The sequence below is a fragment of the Pristimantibacillus sp. Z349TD_6 genome (assembly GCF_056173205.1).
In genome coordinates this window covers 7,579,913-7,597,196 of the sequence record NZ_CM149662.1, presented here as the reverse complement: position 1 = coordinate 7,597,196, position 17,284 = coordinate 7,579,913, and the positions used below count along the sequence as shown (strand labels likewise).

16 protein-coding genes are annotated in these 17,284 nt (G+C 44.4%); 12 read left to right on the top strand and 4 right to left on the bottom strand.

From position 1 onward, the window contains the following. Nucleotides 1-88 precede the first annotated feature (88 nt). The 4 genes from AC0VYE_RS32930 to AC0VYE_RS32915 form a co-directional block, all read right to left on the bottom strand. Nucleotides 89-2,356: a PAS domain S-box protein gene (locus AC0VYE_RS32930; protein ID WP_076266380.1), complete on the bottom strand. Its 2,268-nt coding sequence runs from the start codon at nucleotides 2,354-2,356 to the stop codon at nucleotides 89-91. 167 nt (nucleotides 2,357-2,523) lie between these two features. Beyond that, entirely contained in the window at nucleotides 2,524-3,009 is a 486-nt protein-coding gene (locus AC0VYE_RS32925; RefSeq protein ID WP_076266379.1) for a hypothetical protein, read from the bottom strand. A 176-nt stretch (nucleotides 3,010-3,185) separates the two neighbouring features. Beyond that, nucleotides 3,186-3,689 (bottom strand): hypothetical protein, encoded by a 504-nt coding sequence (locus AC0VYE_RS32920; protein ID WP_076266378.1) that lies wholly within the window; start codon nucleotides 3,687-3,689, stop codon nucleotides 3,186-3,188. A 234-nt stretch (nucleotides 3,690-3,923) separates the two neighbouring features. Beyond that, nucleotides 3,924-4,685, bottom strand: a complete 762-nt coding sequence (locus AC0VYE_RS32915; RefSeq protein ID WP_076266377.1) for a hypothetical protein — start codon at nucleotides 4,683-4,685, stop codon at nucleotides 3,924-3,926. A gap of 284 nt (nucleotides 4,686-4,969) precedes the next feature. Here AC0VYE_RS32915 and AC0VYE_RS32910 point away from each other — a divergent pair, with 284 nt between their 5' ends. The 12 genes from AC0VYE_RS32910 to AC0VYE_RS32855 all read left to right on the top strand — a co-directional run bounded on the left by AC0VYE_RS32910 (nucleotide 4,970) and on the right by AC0VYE_RS32855 (nucleotide 17,270). Then, nucleotides 4,970-5,188 (top strand): hypothetical protein, encoded by a 219-nt coding sequence (locus AC0VYE_RS32910; protein WP_076266376.1) that lies wholly within the window; start codon nucleotides 4,970-4,972, stop codon nucleotides 5,186-5,188. Between the two features lie 454 nt (nucleotides 5,189-5,642). Continuing rightward, nucleotides 5,643-7,046: an MATE family efflux transporter gene (locus AC0VYE_RS32905; protein ID WP_475445013.1), complete on the top strand. Its 1,404-nt coding sequence runs from the start codon at nucleotides 5,643-5,645 to the stop codon at nucleotides 7,044-7,046. Nucleotides 7,047-7,243: 197 nt separating this feature from the next. Next, nucleotides 7,244-7,777 carry a YceI family protein gene (locus tag AC0VYE_RS32900; protein WP_076266374.1) on the top strand — a complete coding sequence of 178 codons (534 nt, stop codon included), beginning with the start codon at nucleotides 7,244-7,246 and terminating at the stop codon, nucleotides 7,775-7,777. Between the two features lie 130 nt (nucleotides 7,778-7,907). After that, a complete protein-coding gene (locus tag AC0VYE_RS32895) occupies nucleotides 7,908-9,911 on the top strand; it encodes a GTP-binding protein (protein WP_475445012.1) in 2,004 nt (667 codons plus the stop codon). Nucleotides 9,912-9,938: 27 nt separating this feature from the next. Next, nucleotides 9,939-10,391, top strand: coding sequence for an NUDIX domain-containing protein (locus tag AC0VYE_RS32890; RefSeq protein WP_475445010.1), 453 nt, complete (start codon nucleotides 9,939-9,941; stop codon nucleotides 10,389-10,391). Nucleotides 10,392-10,780: 389 nt separating this feature from the next. Beyond that, nucleotides 10,781-11,227, top strand: coding sequence for a hypothetical protein (locus AC0VYE_RS32885; RefSeq protein WP_475445008.1), 447 nt, complete (start codon nucleotides 10,781-10,783; stop codon nucleotides 11,225-11,227). 4 nt (nucleotides 11,228-11,231) lie between these two features. Beyond that, complete coding sequence (locus AC0VYE_RS32880) at nucleotides 11,232-11,405, top strand: hypothetical protein (protein WP_179089745.1); 174 nt, start codon at nucleotides 11,232-11,234, stop codon at nucleotides 11,403-11,405. A gap of 27 nt (nucleotides 11,406-11,432) precedes the next feature. Then, nucleotides 11,433-12,110, top strand: coding sequence for a hypothetical protein (locus AC0VYE_RS32875; RefSeq protein ID WP_475445007.1), 678 nt, complete (start codon nucleotides 11,433-11,435; stop codon nucleotides 12,108-12,110). Nucleotides 12,111-12,339: 229 nt separating this feature from the next. After that, nucleotides 12,340-14,145: a sensor histidine kinase gene (locus AC0VYE_RS32870; RefSeq protein ID WP_475445005.1), complete on the top strand. Its 1,806-nt coding sequence runs from the start codon at nucleotides 12,340-12,342 to the stop codon at nucleotides 14,143-14,145. Beyond that, nucleotides 14,123-14,884: a response regulator transcription factor gene (locus AC0VYE_RS32865; protein WP_076266368.1), complete on the top strand. Its 762-nt coding sequence runs from the start codon at nucleotides 14,123-14,125 to the stop codon at nucleotides 14,882-14,884. The genes AC0VYE_RS32870 and AC0VYE_RS32865 overlap by 23 nt, the downstream gene beginning before the upstream one ends. A gap of 105 nt (nucleotides 14,885-14,989) precedes the next feature. Then, nucleotides 14,990-16,306, top strand: coding sequence for an ABC transporter substrate-binding protein (locus AC0VYE_RS32860; RefSeq protein WP_475445003.1), 1,317 nt, complete (start codon nucleotides 14,990-14,992; stop codon nucleotides 16,304-16,306). Nucleotides 16,307-16,385: 79 nt separating this feature from the next. Continuing rightward, a complete protein-coding gene (locus tag AC0VYE_RS32855) occupies nucleotides 16,386-17,270 on the top strand; it encodes a carbohydrate ABC transporter permease (RefSeq protein WP_441910038.1) in 885 nt (294 codons plus the stop codon). The last annotated feature ends 14 nt before the right edge of the window (nucleotides 17,271-17,284 follow it).

The window sequence follows — 17,284 nt, the reverse complement described above, 5'->3', positions numbered from 1 at the left end:
TGGATGGGTAATAGGCTACGGACACATTTTACCATAGTAGCTTAATTTTCTACAAAATAATATAAAACCGGACAGCAAGGTCGTTATCCTAGCTGTCCGTTGGCAATGATATTTCAACGCAGGTGCCTGAGCCAAGCTCGCTGTGGAACACAATGGTGCCCTTATGCGCAGCGATAATCTGTTGGCTTACCATAAGGCCGAGACCATTTCCGCTCGTTTTATTCGTAAAGAAAGGCTCTCCTAGGCGAAGCAAATCACTCTCGGCAATTCCGCAGCCTTGATCGATAAATTGCAGGATGATTACCTTATTAGCATCACACGCCACTTTTACGGAAAGCACACCGCCGCTGGTCATCGATTCAATGCCGTTTTTCATAATATTTACGAAAACCTGCTTCAGCTGATTAGCCTCGCCAATCACCTCAGGAAGCTCGGCTTCCGCGAGCAGGGCAAGCTGCACATTGCTCATCTTTGCCTCTGAATCGAGCAGCATCATAATATCGCCAACGAGGCGGATGATATTCACAGGCTGATAGATCGTGGCCTGCGGCTTAGCGAATACGAGAAACTCGCTCACGATCATATTAATCTGATCGAGCTCGCCAAGCATAATCTCAAGATGAGCTGGCGATAACGAGCCGGTCTGCTTGTGCAGCTGTACAAAGCCACGCAGTGTCGTAAGCGGATTGCGAACCTCATGCGCCACGCCCGCAGCGATTTGACCAACGACCGATAGCTTCTCAGAGCGCCTAATAATTTCTTCTGTTTGTTTGCGTGAAGTAATATTCCGAGATATAGTGGCAATCGCAATAATGGTGCCCAGCTCGTCGCGAATAGGAGAAATCGTAATGCTGAGATCGATGAGATTGCCGGATTTACTGTAACGCACAGTTTCATAGTCTGTTACAGAGCCGCCTCGCAGTACAGTGGCCTCAAGCTCTTGGTGTGAGCTTAAGTAGCCTCGCGGAACGTTATCAAGCGTGATGCCAAGCGCTTCTTCTTGGCTCCAGCCGTACATTTTTTCAAAAGCGATATTGACCTGTATGACATGGCCTTCCAAATCAGTGACATGAATGGCGTCCGATGTATGATTGACGAAGGATTCCAAATACTGCTTCGTGCTTTGCAGCTCTTCCGCAGCAGCTTTAAGCTGAGTTGTATAATGATTTAGATTATTGCCCATCGTGTCGACACGAGAGGCAAGCAAGCCTAACTCATCCTCGCTGCGTATCGTAATGACTTCCCCAAAATCTCCTGCAGCAATCGCGTTTACTTTACGAATAACTTGATTCAGACCGCGCAGCATGAAGCCGGCTATGAAATAGCTCGCAATCATCGTAATAAGCACGAGCCCAAGTGAAATGACAAATTGCATAACCAGCAGCTGATTAACGGGTTTTTGAATCGCTTTCTGATCAAAAACAACGCTAAACACATAGTTTTTGTTCGTCTTAATCGGGATAAAGTTTTTGATAACCGGAACGCCGTTGATGTTTCTTTTGACAGTAAGGCTCTTACCGGTTTTATTGACTTGTTGAATATTTAAAAAATCGTTTGATTGATCCTGATAGTTATAGTCGCCAAACGGGATGGCTCGAACGTCGAGGTTGTAAACGGGAATGCCTTGTTTGTATTTAATAATTTTGTCCTTGCCGTAAAACTCAAGGTCGAATCCGGTAACTTCTAGAATATCGGATTGGTCGGCAATGATCTTGTTAACGATTGCATCTGTCCCAATGGTATAGTCGAAATCAAGCAGCACCTGAGCGTTGACGTATGGATTGATGATATAGTTTGTTGAACCGTCATGGTAATAGCCCCATTTGCGAATTTCGGACGGATCCGACGTTGAGAAATTAAACGGGCCTGACCAGAAGTTTTTGAGCTTCTGACCTTGTACAATGTTTACTTCATGTTTGTCGAAAAGCTGTAAAAAGGCAACATGCCAATAATCCCAGGTTTTTGAGCTCATATTAATTTCATTGGGATCTGAGGAACGTTTCGCAACAACATCGTTTCCAAAGCGCTGCCATAATGTAATATGATCGACGCCAAGCTGAGCGCTAAGCTTGACGAGCTGCTCATTTGTTACATTTTTAATTTCGGGATCCAGCTGTGACTTTGCCGCTAGAGAGGCAATGCGCAGCTTGTCGCCAAGCGTGTCCTCCATGTACTGGCGGGCGTTCTCTGACGCTTCGACCGTACTGCTTATTTGCTTTGCAATATTAGTAAACTGAACTTCTAGATTAGCCTCAGCTTCAGTTTTTGTTGTGTAGTAATAGAGCAAGGTGCTTAGTGTCAGTATGACAGCTACTATTATGGATATGGAGAAGGATAGCTTAGCTTTAATCGACAAAAATAATTCCTCCCACGGTCTAAGATGCTCCTACTTACAATTAGACACGGAATGACAAAAATCCTGTTTAGGCGCACAGAAAAAAGGAGAAACAGCGATCGTTTCTCCTTTTATGAAGCAATACGGATTTTGGTACCTATGAACAAACATTCGTTGCCATGTATCGGCTAGGCGCGTGAGAATTGCTCTTCTTCTAAGTACTGCTCAGCTTCCTCGTAGGTCTCGAAAGCGGATTCCAGATTCAAATCGGCATATAGATACCAAAGATCTTCTTCAAACAGCAGTGTTAGCACAGCATTGTCCGGTCCGATCCAGCGCTCTTCTTGCGGTGCCTTTTGCTTTTTCTTTTTCTTCGATTCCGGTTTCTCTGGCGGTGCGATGGATAGAGAATGGATCGATTTCTCAATAAGCGAGCGAAGCTCTTCCTCGTTGAAATCGCGAATGTTGACTAGGCCTTTGTCATCGGTTGCTACACCCTTAACTAAGCCAGCGAAAACATAACCGTTTCCGTTCGGATGTAGATGGTGCACGACCGACTTTTTCTCATGTGCGCTTTCTTCGTAATGGAAGTTCGTGCGGCCAAGTGAAACATCCTTCCGTTCTAATTCAGGAAAGCCTTCAATTATTGCAAGCTTTTGTTCAAAAGACAACATCTTTTATTTCCTCCTAAAGGTTTGCGCAGCAAACCACTTCGTAAGCATAATCCTAGGTTTGCGAAGCAAACCACTTCGTAAGCATAATCTTAGGTTTGCGAAGCAAACCACCTCGTAAGCAGCATGTGCTTAGGTTCGCGATGCATGTGATTATACCATACCATAGGAGGGAGTTGTTAAATGTCTTTCTTCTTCGTCAGCAGGATGACAGCGCCGCAGAGAATAAGGATGATCGCAATAATCGGCTGGCTGAGCAAAAACTTGCTGTAGAGGGAGCCAATGGAGAAGACGGCGAAGAAGAGAATTGACAACACAGTCAAAATGTTAATGGGAATAAGCAGCCATTTGTTCCGATTGCCGAACCAATAAAATTCGAACAAGCCAACGGCGACGGCGAGAATAAAGCCCGGCCACATGTACCCCCAATTGTTGAATAACATAGCGATCTGACAAACGACACCTGCAGTGAACAAAATGCCTCCCGGAATTAATAGGCCTGATCCACGTCTGCCAATCATAGAAAAATACAGCCAGTGAAAGAAAAGCCCAACGGGTATGACGAATAACGATGGCCAGAAGTAGGCAAATATTTTGCCTGGGCCGAATTCTTCGCCTTGGTTTAGAAATAACACAGCTCCGAGCAGCAGGAGGACAAACCCGCTAATGGTTTTTAGCTTCATTGTTTTATTGCACCCCAATCAACGTTTTATTAAAATATAAGAAAGTATATTAATTGCTCCTACTTTTCTTATATTTCTCTGTCAAAGCTGCTTCAGTATCCAGAGGATGCTGAAGGCGTTTTTGCTTGGCTGAATTCAGCATAGCATACAATGAAATTAACTGTCCTCCTGCTGTAGGTAAAATGGTTAGCTGGACTAAAGTCTAGTACTCACTCCTCCTCTGCATAGGGGTTGTCAGTGCTGGATGACAATTTGGCGCTCCGAGGGATGCAGAGAAAAGGATTCATCTATTCCGTCGGGGATAATGCTTAGCCGCTCAGACAGGCGATTGCCCTCAAAGGCCATCATAAAGGGAATGCCCAGTATGGCTATAACAACGAGTAGAACGCCAGTATGGCGCAATTTGCGCAGCCAAGGGCGGTAAACGGGTGGTGCCTCCGCTGCAAGCTGGTTGCGGTGAGTTTGAAGCATCCAGACGATGCAAGCAATAAACAAAAAGAAGGTGGTCGTCATTGTCACGAAAGACCAGCGGAATGAATGAGGCGGAATAAAAGCAAAATAAAGCATGGCAAATGAGCAAAGCGGTGCTAGCTGAAAGGGAACAATAAGTACGGGATCGGATGCTTGGCGGCGCCGTGCTACATCATTAGCCTTCTCAGTCCGGGCGTTCGTTCGCCGTATGAGCCTGCGCATTTTTGGGTATGAACCAAGCCAAATGAGCAGCACTGGAATGATGGCAAACGGCGTGTGAATGAGCAGCCGATGTGTCCAAAACTGAGGATGCGTCATCGAAGCCAGTATTAAATCCGCTCCAGCAATTCCCACCGTAAGAAAGCTTAAGCAAACAGACCAAAATAACAGCTTTCGTGTTTTGTAATTAAGCTGCTGCTCGGTTTGGCTATAAGCAAGTTTTGATGCTTTGGCAGCAACGATTAATGAAAAAATGACAAAGAGCATTAACGTGCCGAGTTCAAAATAAATGAATAAATAATGCATGGAATGAGCCCCCTGAAAGTAATGATAGCACCATATACAGTTATATTATAGAAGCGATTTTACTAGTCGTTATACATCTTATCTAGTTCATCTGTTATGCAAAACCGCCGTAAGTCGGAACGAAGTACTAGACCTCTGGCGGGGAAAAAAAGTCGAAGAAACGCAAATGGAATCGAACAATACAAAATGCGAAAATAGTTCCTATGAAACGACATTTTACACCTCTTGTTTAGTTCTATGAAAGCGCTACAATTAAGGTAATAAGAAGTAGGAGGTGAATAAACATGAGCCAAGAAGAAGAAGTAGTTCAAGAAGGCGTGGAAGAAACCGCTGAACTGATTTCGGAAGAGGCTCCAGCTGAAGAAGTAGTAGAAGCTGTTGAGGCTGAACTGGAAGAAGAAGTGGAAGAAGCTGCTGCAGCTACGGAGGAAGAAGCCTCTGAGGAAGCAGAAGAAGAGTCAGCTGAAGAAGAAGCAGCTGAGGAAGAGTCTGAAGAGCAATAATGATATCTATCATTTTATATTATAAAGAGAAAGACTGTACTTAGGTTGCTATGGCGACCCAAGCACAGTCTTTTTTTATTGTAAAGAAGGCTAGCTTATACTTATTTCTTAGCTCTATTTTTAAAAACCACGATTAAACCGCCAATAGAAATGCCAACTATAGCCCACGCTGCAATAAACAATATTGAATTCATGAGGTACACTCCTTATTTGTTACTGTATCGCTGAATAAAATTAGACACCTATTATAACATGTTTAATAGTTGATTTTTCTTTCTAACTGTGAATCTTCTGCTTCTAAAAAGGTAACGACTCGGCATCATAGGAAGGTTGTTTTAGTAGAAGAAATACAAAAAAATTATTTATGTAAAGGTACGATTCTAACGTGCAATAAGCTATTTTATATGCTACGATACCTTGTGTTTTACTTTTTATATTAGAAGAAGGTGACAGCATGACAACAGCAGAGGCTGGTAATGGAACAGGGCAAAAGGATCAGAAGGGCTTAAGCTTATTTTTTCTGACATGGCCCATATTTTTAGAAATCTTTTTGTTTATGCTGATGGGTATTGCAGATACGCTGATGCTGAGTGCAATTTCGGATAATGCTGTATCCGGCGTTGGTGCATCAAATCAATATTTGCATATAGCAATCTTACTATTAGAGGTAATCGGCAACGGGGCATCCATAGTAGTTGCGCAATATATCGGTTCTCGCAAGTATGTAGAAGCTGCCAAAATATCAGCGCTCGCAATCTCGCTCAATCTAGTAGTCGGGATATTTATAAGCCTTATGTTCGTGTTGTTCGGCGGACATTTGCTGCAAACGTTAAATTTGCAAGGTGAAATACTTGAACATGCAAAAAGCTATCTAGCCATTGTAGGCGGCATGATTTTCCTTCAAGCTATCATCAACTCGATATCGGCCATTATTCGTGTACATGGTTTTACAAAGGAAGCGATGTTCGTATCGCTTGGCATGAATATCGTTCATATTATCGGAAACTATTTGCTTATTTTCGGGAAATTCGGATTTCCGGAGATGGGAGTTCAAGGTGCGGCGCTGTCATCGGTCATTAGTCGTGGTTTAGCGCTCATCGTCTTCTTCTGGATGCTGTACCGGATTATGTCAGTACGGATTGAAATCAAGTATTATATTGCATTGTCCAAGGAGTATATCCTCAAAATACTGAGAATCGGCATACCGTCTGCACTGGAGCAGGTGATGTATCAGGCATGCCAAATCGTATTTTTGTATTATGCTACGTATCTTGGCGCGGCCTCCTTGGCGGCGAAAAACTATGCGAATAACATTTCGATGTTTACGTATCTGTTTGCTTTCGCAATTGGCATGGGTACTGCGATTATCGTAGGCAGGATGGTTGGTGCAGGCGAGCAAACGATTGCCTACCGTCAAGTATGGAAAAGCGTGCGCTGGGCAAGTGCGGTAACCTTGCTTGCCGTGTTGCTCGTTATTTTGTTCCGCGAGCCGCTCATGCGAATGTTTACGGACGATGAGGAAATTGTTCGGCTAGGCATAAATGTGCTCCTGCTGAGCATCGTGCTGGAGACTGGCCGTACGATTAATATCGTGCTTATCAACTCACTGCGTGCATCAGGCGATGCAAAGTACCCTCTGTATATCGGAATGGGTTCTATGGTCGCAATGAGCTTGCCGCTTGGCTACTTCTTCGTATTCGAGCTTGATCTGGGCCTCGCTGGTATTTGGCTGGCGATTGCAGCAGATGAATGGCTGCGAGCCGTTATTATGTTCTTCCGATGGAAGAGTAGAAAATGGGAGAAATATGGGCTTGTTAAGCGTGATAATAAGGAGAAATCCGCAGTTTTGGAGGGTTAAGATGAGCTAAGGCAATGCTGCTTGCTCAAATCATAATGAATAATGGACATCAGAGAAGTTTAACCACTTCACTGGTGTCTTTTTTTTGTAAATGCAATTGACATAAATAGGATTACGCAATAATATATAAATATACATAATATAAGTTAGTAAGTTTTAAAAAGTAAGTTAATAATTTTTATTGGAGGAATTTTAAAATGGCAAAATCACAATGGACGGTTGATTCCACGCACAGCAGCATCGATTTCTCGGTAAAGCATATGATGATCGCAAAAGTAAAAGGTACTTTTCATGCGTTTGAAGCCAATATTTCCGCTGATGCGCATGACCTGACTTCAGCTGATATCCAGCTTACGATTGATCTTGATAGCGTGGACACACGAAACAAGGATCGTGACGCACATTTGCGCAACAATGATTTTTTTGATATCGAGCAGTTTCCGAAGCTTGTATTTACTGCAACGGCAATCACAAAAACAGACGACGGCGAATATTCCGTTGTTGGCGATGTGAGCCTTCATGGCGTGACACGTTCCGAGAAATTTGCAGTCAGCTTCGAAGGCGCAGGCAAAGACCCTTGGGGCAACGATAAAGTAGGCTTTAGCGCGACGGGCAGCCTGAAACGCAGCGACTACGGCTTAACGTATAATGCTGCTCTTGAAACGGGCGGCGTGCTCATTGGCGACGAAGTGAAGATTTCAATCGATATTGAAGCGATTCATCAAGGCTAATGGATTAAGAAGCATATTTATTAACGGCTCATCGGGCATTTGCCCGGCGGGTCGTTTTTTGTTGCTGTAAAACGCTTTCAGCGGTAGGATAAGTAAAGGAACAGCTAGTGAGAGTAAGGGGATATGCAATATGGAGCCAAATGCATCAACATATATAAGGAACATCGGAATATTTGCTCACGTTGATGCGGGGAAGACGACTACAACAGAGCAGATTTTATTCCATAGCGGTCGCATTCGTTCGCTTGGCAGCGTGGATGCAGGCACGTCACAGACGGATTTTCTAGAAGTGGAACGCTCAAGAGGCATATCGGTACGTGCAGCAGCAACTCGTTTTACTTGGCAAGGAGTAACGATTAATCTGGTCGATACACCGGGGCACGTCGATTTCCTATCTGAGGTCGAACGTTCACTGCGCGTCATGGATGGAGCGGTGCTTATTCTGTCGGCAGTCGAGGGTGTGCAGGCACAGACAGAAGTCATATGGCATGCGCTGCGCGAACGAAACATTCCAACTCTTATTTACGTGAACAAGCTGGACCGAATCGGTGCAGATCCAATAGGAACGATCCAGCAAATTAAGCGTTTGTTATCCAATCAAGCAGCGCCAGTTCAGGCTCCGCTTGGTATCGAGGATCGTTTCAGCGGTGCGGTTAGCCTGCTCGTTTCGGGAATATCGGGGAGTGAGACGGAGGAAGCGCAGCTTTATTTGCAGCAGCTGGAGGAGACCGTAGCAGAGCAAGATGAATCGCTGCTTGTTCAATATTTGGACAGCGGCACACTGCCCAAAGCAGAACTGAATCAACTGCTGCCTGAGCTCACGCAGCGCGGTGAATTATTTCCAATTCTTTTTGGCGCATCGAATCGTGGGATAGGCATCGAGCCTCTCATGCAAGCGATGATTACGCTGCTGCCGCCGCCCCAAATCGTCTCAGACGGTCCGGTGTCGGGCGTCGTCTTCCGTATTGAGCGCGATGCAGCGATGGGCAGAATCGCCTATGTCCGCCTGTACAGCGGGGTGATTCGCAATCGTGATTCCGTCCGCAACGAGACGCAGCAGATCGAAGAGAAAATTACGCAGATACGCAAAATCGATGGGCAAAAGGCCGAGGATGTAGGGCTGCTCGCGGCAGGCGATATTGCAGCAGTCTGCGGCTGGACTCAGGCGCGCATTGGCGACATTATAGGCAGCGATGAGTTTGTTCCCGGTGAGACGCGGATGGCTGTTCCGCTGCTGACGGTACAGGTGCGCTGGAGCAACGAAGCCGAATATCCGGCTGTCGTTGCAGCGCTGCATGAGCTGGCGGATGAAGATCCGCTGCTCGATTTGCAATGGCTGCAGGAGCAGCGCGAGCTGCACCTGAAAGTCATGGGGCCGATTCAGATTGAGGTGCTCACGCATGTGCTGAACAATCGGTACGGCTTAAAGGCTGAATTCGATCAGCCATCGGTTATCTATAAAGAGACGCCTGCTCAATCAGGCGAGGGTTTCATTGCCTATACGATGCCGAAGCCATGCTGGGCAATTCTGCGGTTTCATATTGAGCCTGGTGAGCGCGGGAGCGGGATAACGTTCAGCTCCGTTGTCCGATCAGAGCGGCTGCTTGACCGCTATCAGAACGAGGTGGCAAGAAGCGTGCCCGAAGCGCTTCAGCAGGGGCTCTTTGGCTGGGAGGTAACGGATATAAAGGTTACTCTCGTTGAGGGTGAACATCATGTATGGCATACGCATCCGCTAGATTTTGCAGTCGCAACACCGATGGGCATTATGGATGGCTTGTCGCGTATTGGAGTAAAGCTGCTGGAGCCAATGCTGTCCTTCCGCCTCTCTGCCCCAGAAGAGACGGGCGGCAAGCTGATGAACGAGCTCATTCTAATGCGAGGTGAGTTTGATACGCCAGTTGTCAGGCAGGAGAGAATGGAAATTGAAGGGATCATTCCTGTTGCTACGTCGCTCGAGTTTCCTGCGAGATTTGGATCACTAACCAAGGGCAGAGGTGCGCTTGCAACCTTCTTCGCAGGATACCGCGAATGTCCGCCTGATGTAAAGGCGGAACGGGTAAGGCGAGGCGTCAATCCGCTGGATCAGTCAAAATATATATTAGCTGTTCGAAATGCGCTTTCCAGCTTATAGCCGCAAGAAGTAGAAGGAGAGGGTTTTATGTTGAAGAGAGTGAATGAGCTTCCGACGGATAAAAGAATCGCTGGCATACATAGTATTCCTTTGCTCGAGGATGGCTCTATCGTGATGGTGTGGGATCGCAATGAGCAGGCGCTGACGACGGTTGGCGGAAGAATTGAACCGGGCGAGAGCATTGACGAGGCGCTAGATCGGGAGACGGTGGAGGAAGCCGGACTGCTGCTGATGCCGGAGAGAATACCTGTTGCCTGCTGGTATTGGACGGAAACAGATACGTATACCGTATTTGTTGTTGCGAAGGTACATAGCTTCGTTCCGATGCCGGAAGGTTTCGAGACCACTGGGCGCGTCACCTTTAATTTCGAGACGGCTAAACAAGTTGTGAATCGAATAGAGGGGCATGGTCAACGTATACTTATATTAAATTATGCGGAAGAAGCTGCCTCTCAGATGTTCACAACCCAAAACCCATGATCTTTACTCTAACGAACTGTACTATGCTTATTATGCAAAAAACTACGTTTGTTTTATTTTAACGAACCTAATTGACGCTATAGCATGCCATGTATGGTGTTACGAGCTATTTTTCTCAAAATAACGATTCTGGAGTTCGTTACAATTTTAATTCCTTACGAATGGTTTAAATAAGAGTGATTAGGTTCGTAAGCTATAGGAATGATAGGAGAAGGGCATCGTTATGCTTGAGCCCCTTCAAGCTCCTTCAAAAAAACAAAGCAGGGTCTGTTTCAAGCGTAGGTAATCCTACTTCTGAGACAGCCCTTTATTTGTTTATTATGATTCTCATGCAACTCTGTCTCTATCTTTTCGTCATAATAAGATACAATATAGGAAGGTGGAGCCAAATGAGGAAGTTTATGTTTTTAATGAGCATTTTTTTCGCGGTAAGTTCATTTATTACGTTAGGGACTGCTCATGCGGATTGGGCGCATCGTTTCGTTGTGAACGACGGCAAGTCTTACATAGTTTCAGATACTCAAGTGGAATCCACACAGATAGGCGCTAAAATCGGTAAGGTTACTTCCTATTCAGACGAAGAAGGAACGTACTCTGGCAATTTCTCAAACATTTATCCGAAAGGAACGGAATACTACGCAATCAAGGAAATATCGATAAATGAGGCCATTGCGATAAAGCAGGACGATGGTTCTTTCATTAAGGCAGCGTATGGGAGCGAATATGAAGGAAAAGCAATTAATTTAAATACAGTGCTGTTTTATATAGGCGACCTATTTTTGTTGATTATCGTTTTTATGCTTGTGAAAAATAATTGGAAGCGAAAAAGAGGCTGATACGATGAGCACAAAACACTATTTTGCTATATGGTTAGTTATCCTGTTTTTCGAATTAGGGTATCTGTTCGATTTAACCCATCGTGTTCACGATACAGAGGATACTCTAGTTATTATTGTTGTTATCGCCGTTACGCTTGTTGTGGGCAATACCTTCATAAGAAGCGTGAAAAAATAATGGCTCTGTCCGAATAGAGGGAATTGTATGATAACCAAGGTAGTATCAGTGCTGCTGGGACTTTTATTTTATCGCTCCCCTGTATTTAATTTCACAGAGGACGAGGTTAATGAATATGAAAGATTGTATTCCGATGCTGTCCGCAATAAATCTGAAATAATGTACGCCAGCACATTTCCAAAATTCCGTTTTATTCAGTATATTGCAATGACGAAACCAGTCATAATGCACGGGTCAAATCATAAAAATATTGAACAATTCGAGTTAAGAAAGCAGACGCTTTTTAACGGTAAATATGTAGAAGCCATATTTGGCACAAAAGATGGCATTTGGCCATTGTTTTATGCAGTTTTTGATCGGAGTAAGGTGGTAGGCAACTTTCGAAATGCTTGTTTAAAAGTAAAGGCATCTCAGAGCTATTATTTCTTCTCTATCACTAGCGAGACTAAGAATAAAGCACCTTGGACGAGCGGAATGGTGTACATTTTGCCAAAGGATACGTTCAAAATGGTTAGTCATTCTGTCGTGTCTTTTGACGAGTGGATTAGTGAATCCCCGGTGTTGCTCATTACAAAAATAGAGGTAGATCCCCAAGATTTTTACTTCATAGAAAAGGTTGCAACCCATAAAGCAGAGGAATCGCTATTCATTTCATGGATTTTCTATAAACGCAGAATTAAGCGGAGCACGAAGGTGCTTTCATGACGATTATTTACGGTATGCGACAACACGCCATTTGAAGGAGCCCATAGGGGCTCCTTTTTTTTCACTGGGCGCAAACACCGCAAGTTAGGTCAATCCATTCGCTTATGTCATGATGAAGGAGAGTTATCAGCTTTATTTTCAAGCTTGCTCCTACGGACTATTCGCGTTATCTTGAGAGGTATGTCGAATCAATTTTTAAACAGATGAGAGCACTTGGGGGGCATATCGCGTGAACAAATGGATTAGAGGCTTAACTCCAGAAACGTTCAAAAACAGAATATTGATGGCTTTTTTGCTGTTAGTGCTAGCTCCATTCGTTTTATTAGTTATTTATAATTTCAGTGAAACGGAAAGAGTTCTACAGGAGGAAGCCTCCGCCAAAAACGAGGATCAGCTTCTCGATATCGAGAAGTCTTTCCTAGATGTGCTCGGGCTTGTTATGAAGACAGGTCTGCTATTAGAACAGGATGATACTATCCGCTCGGTTATGAAAAATCCGGAGCAGAAAGATCCGCTAACTCGGAAGGAACTGGTGGAGAATAAGTTCGCAAGCATTGAGAACAGCTTCTTCCTGACTGGTGCAACGGTGTATTATACGCTGGTAGATAAACAAGGTTATGCCTATACCTCCTTTGCTCCTCGTGAGCCACTGAATTACTCCTCAATTACGAATGAAGCATGGGTAAAGATGCTTTCCTCCAATGAAGGGGAAAGCTCCATTTGGAATGCAAGCGATACCAATTATGTGAGTTCGGTTATTAAACCCAATCAAAATATGCTTAGTCTCTATCAGATGCTCCGCGATGAGAATCTCAAAGAGTACGCCTATGCCCGTATCAGCATCGATTATGAGCAATGGTTCAACAAGGTGATGAGAGATAGGCAGCGCGAAGGCATTTATTATTTATTGGATCATACAGGAAAATCAATGGTGCAGTCTGATGCCGATGAAGCGATTGATCCTGCCATTTTATCAGCGATGCTCGAAGTAAAAGAGCCCTCTGCATCCGCCTCCATTGTTAGCCAAGATGAGAAGGTATTGTATACGTTCAGCCGTATTGCTCAGTTAAATGGGTTTATTGTGAAAAAAGTACCCTTGTCCTTGCTGTTTGAAGAAGTGGAAACGTTGAAAAAACGCTTTTTCGCTATCTTCGGTTTGATTACGCTTGTGTTTGTCATGATGACCTATTTTATTTCTTCAACGATTACCGTTCCTCTAAAAACGCTGCAGCGAAAGATGGAGATATCGGTCAAGACCAACCTCAAAGTAAAGCTGCCAGAACAAGGGCGAGGTGAAATTCTTGCACTCACGCGAAGCTTCAATACTATGATTGACGATATAAATGGCTTAATGGAACGGCTTCAATTAGAGGAACGTCAGAGGCAAGTCGTCCGCTTTCAGGTTCTCTTATCTCAAATGAACCCGCATTTTCTCTTGAATACGCTTAATGTTATTAAAAGCATAGCGCTTGAGAAGGATGAGGATGACATTTATGAAATTTGTGTTTCGCTCGGAAAAATATTAGAGACAACATTGAATGTAGAGGTTGATCTTATCCTGCTGAAAGATGAGATTGCGCTTATTGATTCCTATATGCGCATACAAAGCGCGCGCTTCGGTGGGCATATTACAGTCAGCTATGAGCTAAGTGACGAGCTAAACTTTGCACTGGTTCCGAAATTCTGTCTTCAGCCTTTGGTAGAAAACGCCATTATACATGGGTTTGGAGGGAGACGGAGTGACGGCCGAATTGAAATCAAAGCAGAGGCGAGACATGATCTTTTGTATCTTGAAGTGGCGGACAATGGAGTAGGGGTAGAACGTGCCAAAGAGAAGAAGGTGTTTCGTAAGCGGAAGAGCATCGGTATTCAAAATATTCGAGAAAGCTTGGAGCTTCTTTTCAAAAATCAGAGTACGGGCTTGACCCTTGCCTCATCAGAAGGGGGAACAAAGGTTATGATGCATCTCCCCCTATTATTATCGAAACCCTATTTGAAGGAGGCTGACAGCGATGTGGACCGTATTGATCGTTGATGATGAACAGCATGCAAGAGCGAGTCTCAGCAAGCTGATGAGCAAAGCTAATCTTCCTTTTGAAATTATAGCCACTGCTAATGACGGCGAGGAAGCGTTGCAGGCGATTCGAGAATTGCAGCCGGACGTGGTTATTTCCGATATCGATATGCCCATGATGGATGGAGTAGAGCTGCTGAAATCTGTCAGGAAAGAAGGGCTTGATTGCCGATTCGTTATGCTTACCTGTATGAATGAGTTCGAGTATGCAAGGCAGTCGCTGGAGTTCGGGGCGTCCAGCTATTTACTTAAGCTTTCAATGGATGTGAGCGGGTTGAAGCAGGCGCTAGAGAAGGTAACCCTTGAACTAGAGCAGCGAGAGCAATTAAGAAAAGCAGCCAAGTGGTTTCCGAAGAAGAATACGTCTGAACCTACGGATCATCCAGAGATGAATAAAATTATTCGCCATATTGAGGAGCATTACGCTGAGGAAATCACATTAAAACGTGCAGCTGAGCTCATCTCTATGGATGCAAGCTATGTGAGTGATTTGTTTAAGAAAAAAACGAGCCAAACCTTTATTCACTATGTACAGAACCGCCGAATCGAGGCAGCAAAGATGCTGCTTGAGGAAACAAGCCAATCGATAGGTGAGATTGCAAGGCAAGTAGGATTCGAGAATGACAACTATTTTATTAAAATATTTAAGCGATGGTGCGGCATGACGCCAAGTGAATATCGCAAAGAGCAAAATAAATGATCCAAAGAATGTATCATGAATCGCCAAATATCGTTCCTTACCCCGTGAAATGCCCGGTGATAAGATTTAACTAAGCAATTAAACAAGTTTGTAGGGGGCAAAGAAATGAAAAAAAACAGAATGTTGATCAGTGCTCTTTCTCTTATTCTTGTCATGGTTCTGATCGCTGGATGCGGTGGGAACAACAAAAATAATGTTTCGGGGACACCAACAAACAGCGGCGACACAACAACCAAAAAGATTAAGCTTACGCTATGGGGCGGCGTGCCTCCTGAAGCGGGACCTCAAGCGGTTGTTGACGCATGGAATGCCGAGAATCCCAATGTACAAGTGGAATATGTTCGGTTCGTTAATGATGATGCCGGCAACTTAAAGCTGGATACCGCTTTGCTTGCTGGGCAAGATGCAGATATTTATATGAACTACACCCTCTCTCGTCTTCAAAAGAGAATAGATGCTGGCGTAGCCGTAGATATGAGCGCAAAGACAGACTACAACATTGACGAGCAAATGGGTCCTGAAGCAAAGCAATGGATGATTAACGACAAGTATTACGGCATGCCTACAAAGAAAAACATGGCGTTCATTTGGTTGAACAAAGATATGCTTGATGCGGCAGGTTTGCCTATTCCTCCGCTAGATTGGACGTGGTCCGATTTACAGGATTATGCACTGAAATTGAAACAACCTAATGTATGGGGCTTGCTCCAGCATGATGCTGCATTCACTACGCAATTCGACGGTACGATTGGTGGAGACGGTTATGTGAAAGCAGACGGCACATCGAACTTCGACAATGCTTATTGGAAACAAGGGTTTGAAATTTTGCACAACATGATGTTCAAGGATAAATCAACTCCGGAATATGGCGAGCAGCTGACCAGCAAGATGCCGGTGGATACGATGTTCCTAAAAGGCGAGACAGCGATGCTGACAGCGGGTGAATTTATTTTCCGTAATGCGAACAATCTAGTCGATTTCCCGCATGATTTCAAAATTGCTTTTGCACCAATTCCGCGTATCTCCAAGGATCAAACCAACTTCAAATATCCAGGCGGATTGGGCGACGTGATTTCGGTTAACGCGAAATCCAAAAATCAAGAAGCGGCTTGGGAATTTGTGAAATGGTACGCTGATGGCGGAATGCTGCCAATGGCTCCGGGCGGACGCATTCCGTCATCCAAAAGTGTAGACAGCACGGAAGCGATCGATTTGCTCCTAAAAGGGTATGAAGAAAATTATGATCGGGATTCTCTAAACAAAGTGGTATTCGGCAAATTCGAATCATTCCAGCTTAACGTGCCTCAGCAAGTGATCGATGCGCGCAAAGAAGAATATGAGAAGTATTTCCTCAATAAGCAAGATATCGACACGACGTTGAAAAATATGGCAGAGCGGCACAACGAATTCATCAAGAAATAAGCTGCGTAAAGAAAGTAAGAAGGAGCAGCCTTGTCCTTCTTACTTTTTTTTACGGGTGAACGAAGAAAGGCGGGTTGTTATGAGTAAAACGAGCTGGATGCGCAAGCAAAGCTGGTTGGGTTATGTGTTTATTCTTCCGAATATGTTGGGCGTATTATTGTTTTTTGTCGTACCTGCATTATTTTCCTTTGGACTGATTTTTACCGATTATCAATTTTCGAATCCAAATGTCTCGTTTACGGGCATGGACAATATAAAGCGAATGTTCCAGGATGATCAGTTTTATAATGCGATTAAGAATACGGCGATATTCCTTCTTTCTGTTCCAGTATCGCTTGGACTATCCTTTATCGTCGCTCTCGTTCTGAATAAGAATGTATATATGAAAGGGCTGCTGCGGGGGATGTTTTTTCTTCCCTATATTTCTAGCGGGGTAGCTGTTGCATTCGTTTGGATGCTCTTGTTTCAGCCCTCTCAAGGGCCCATCAATGAAATACTTCGCTGGATTGGCATTGTATCGCCGCCAGGCTGGTTCGCTGATACCGAGACTGCGATGTATGCGATTGACATCATACAGATCTGGTTCTTGTTAGGCTACAACATGATTATTTATCTTGCTGCGCTTCAAGAAGTATCGCCTGAGCTGCTGGAAGCAGCGAAGATAGACGGCGCGAAGAGCCGGACGGTCACATGGCGAATTGTATGGCCGCTTGTTAGTCCGACTACCTTTATGCTGCTCATTACGGGCTTAATCATGACGATGAAATCCTTCTCCATCATTCAAGCGATTACACAAGGCGGTCCGAGCGGAAGCACGACGATCTTGTCGCTATACATTTACAAAACAGCCTTCAGCTATTATGAAATGGGTTATGCTTCAGCGATATCATGGTTCTTATTCGCTATTATTATGGGGATAACCGTTATTCAATGGATTAGCCAGAAGCGCTGGGTCCACTATTAGAAAGGGGAGTTTTC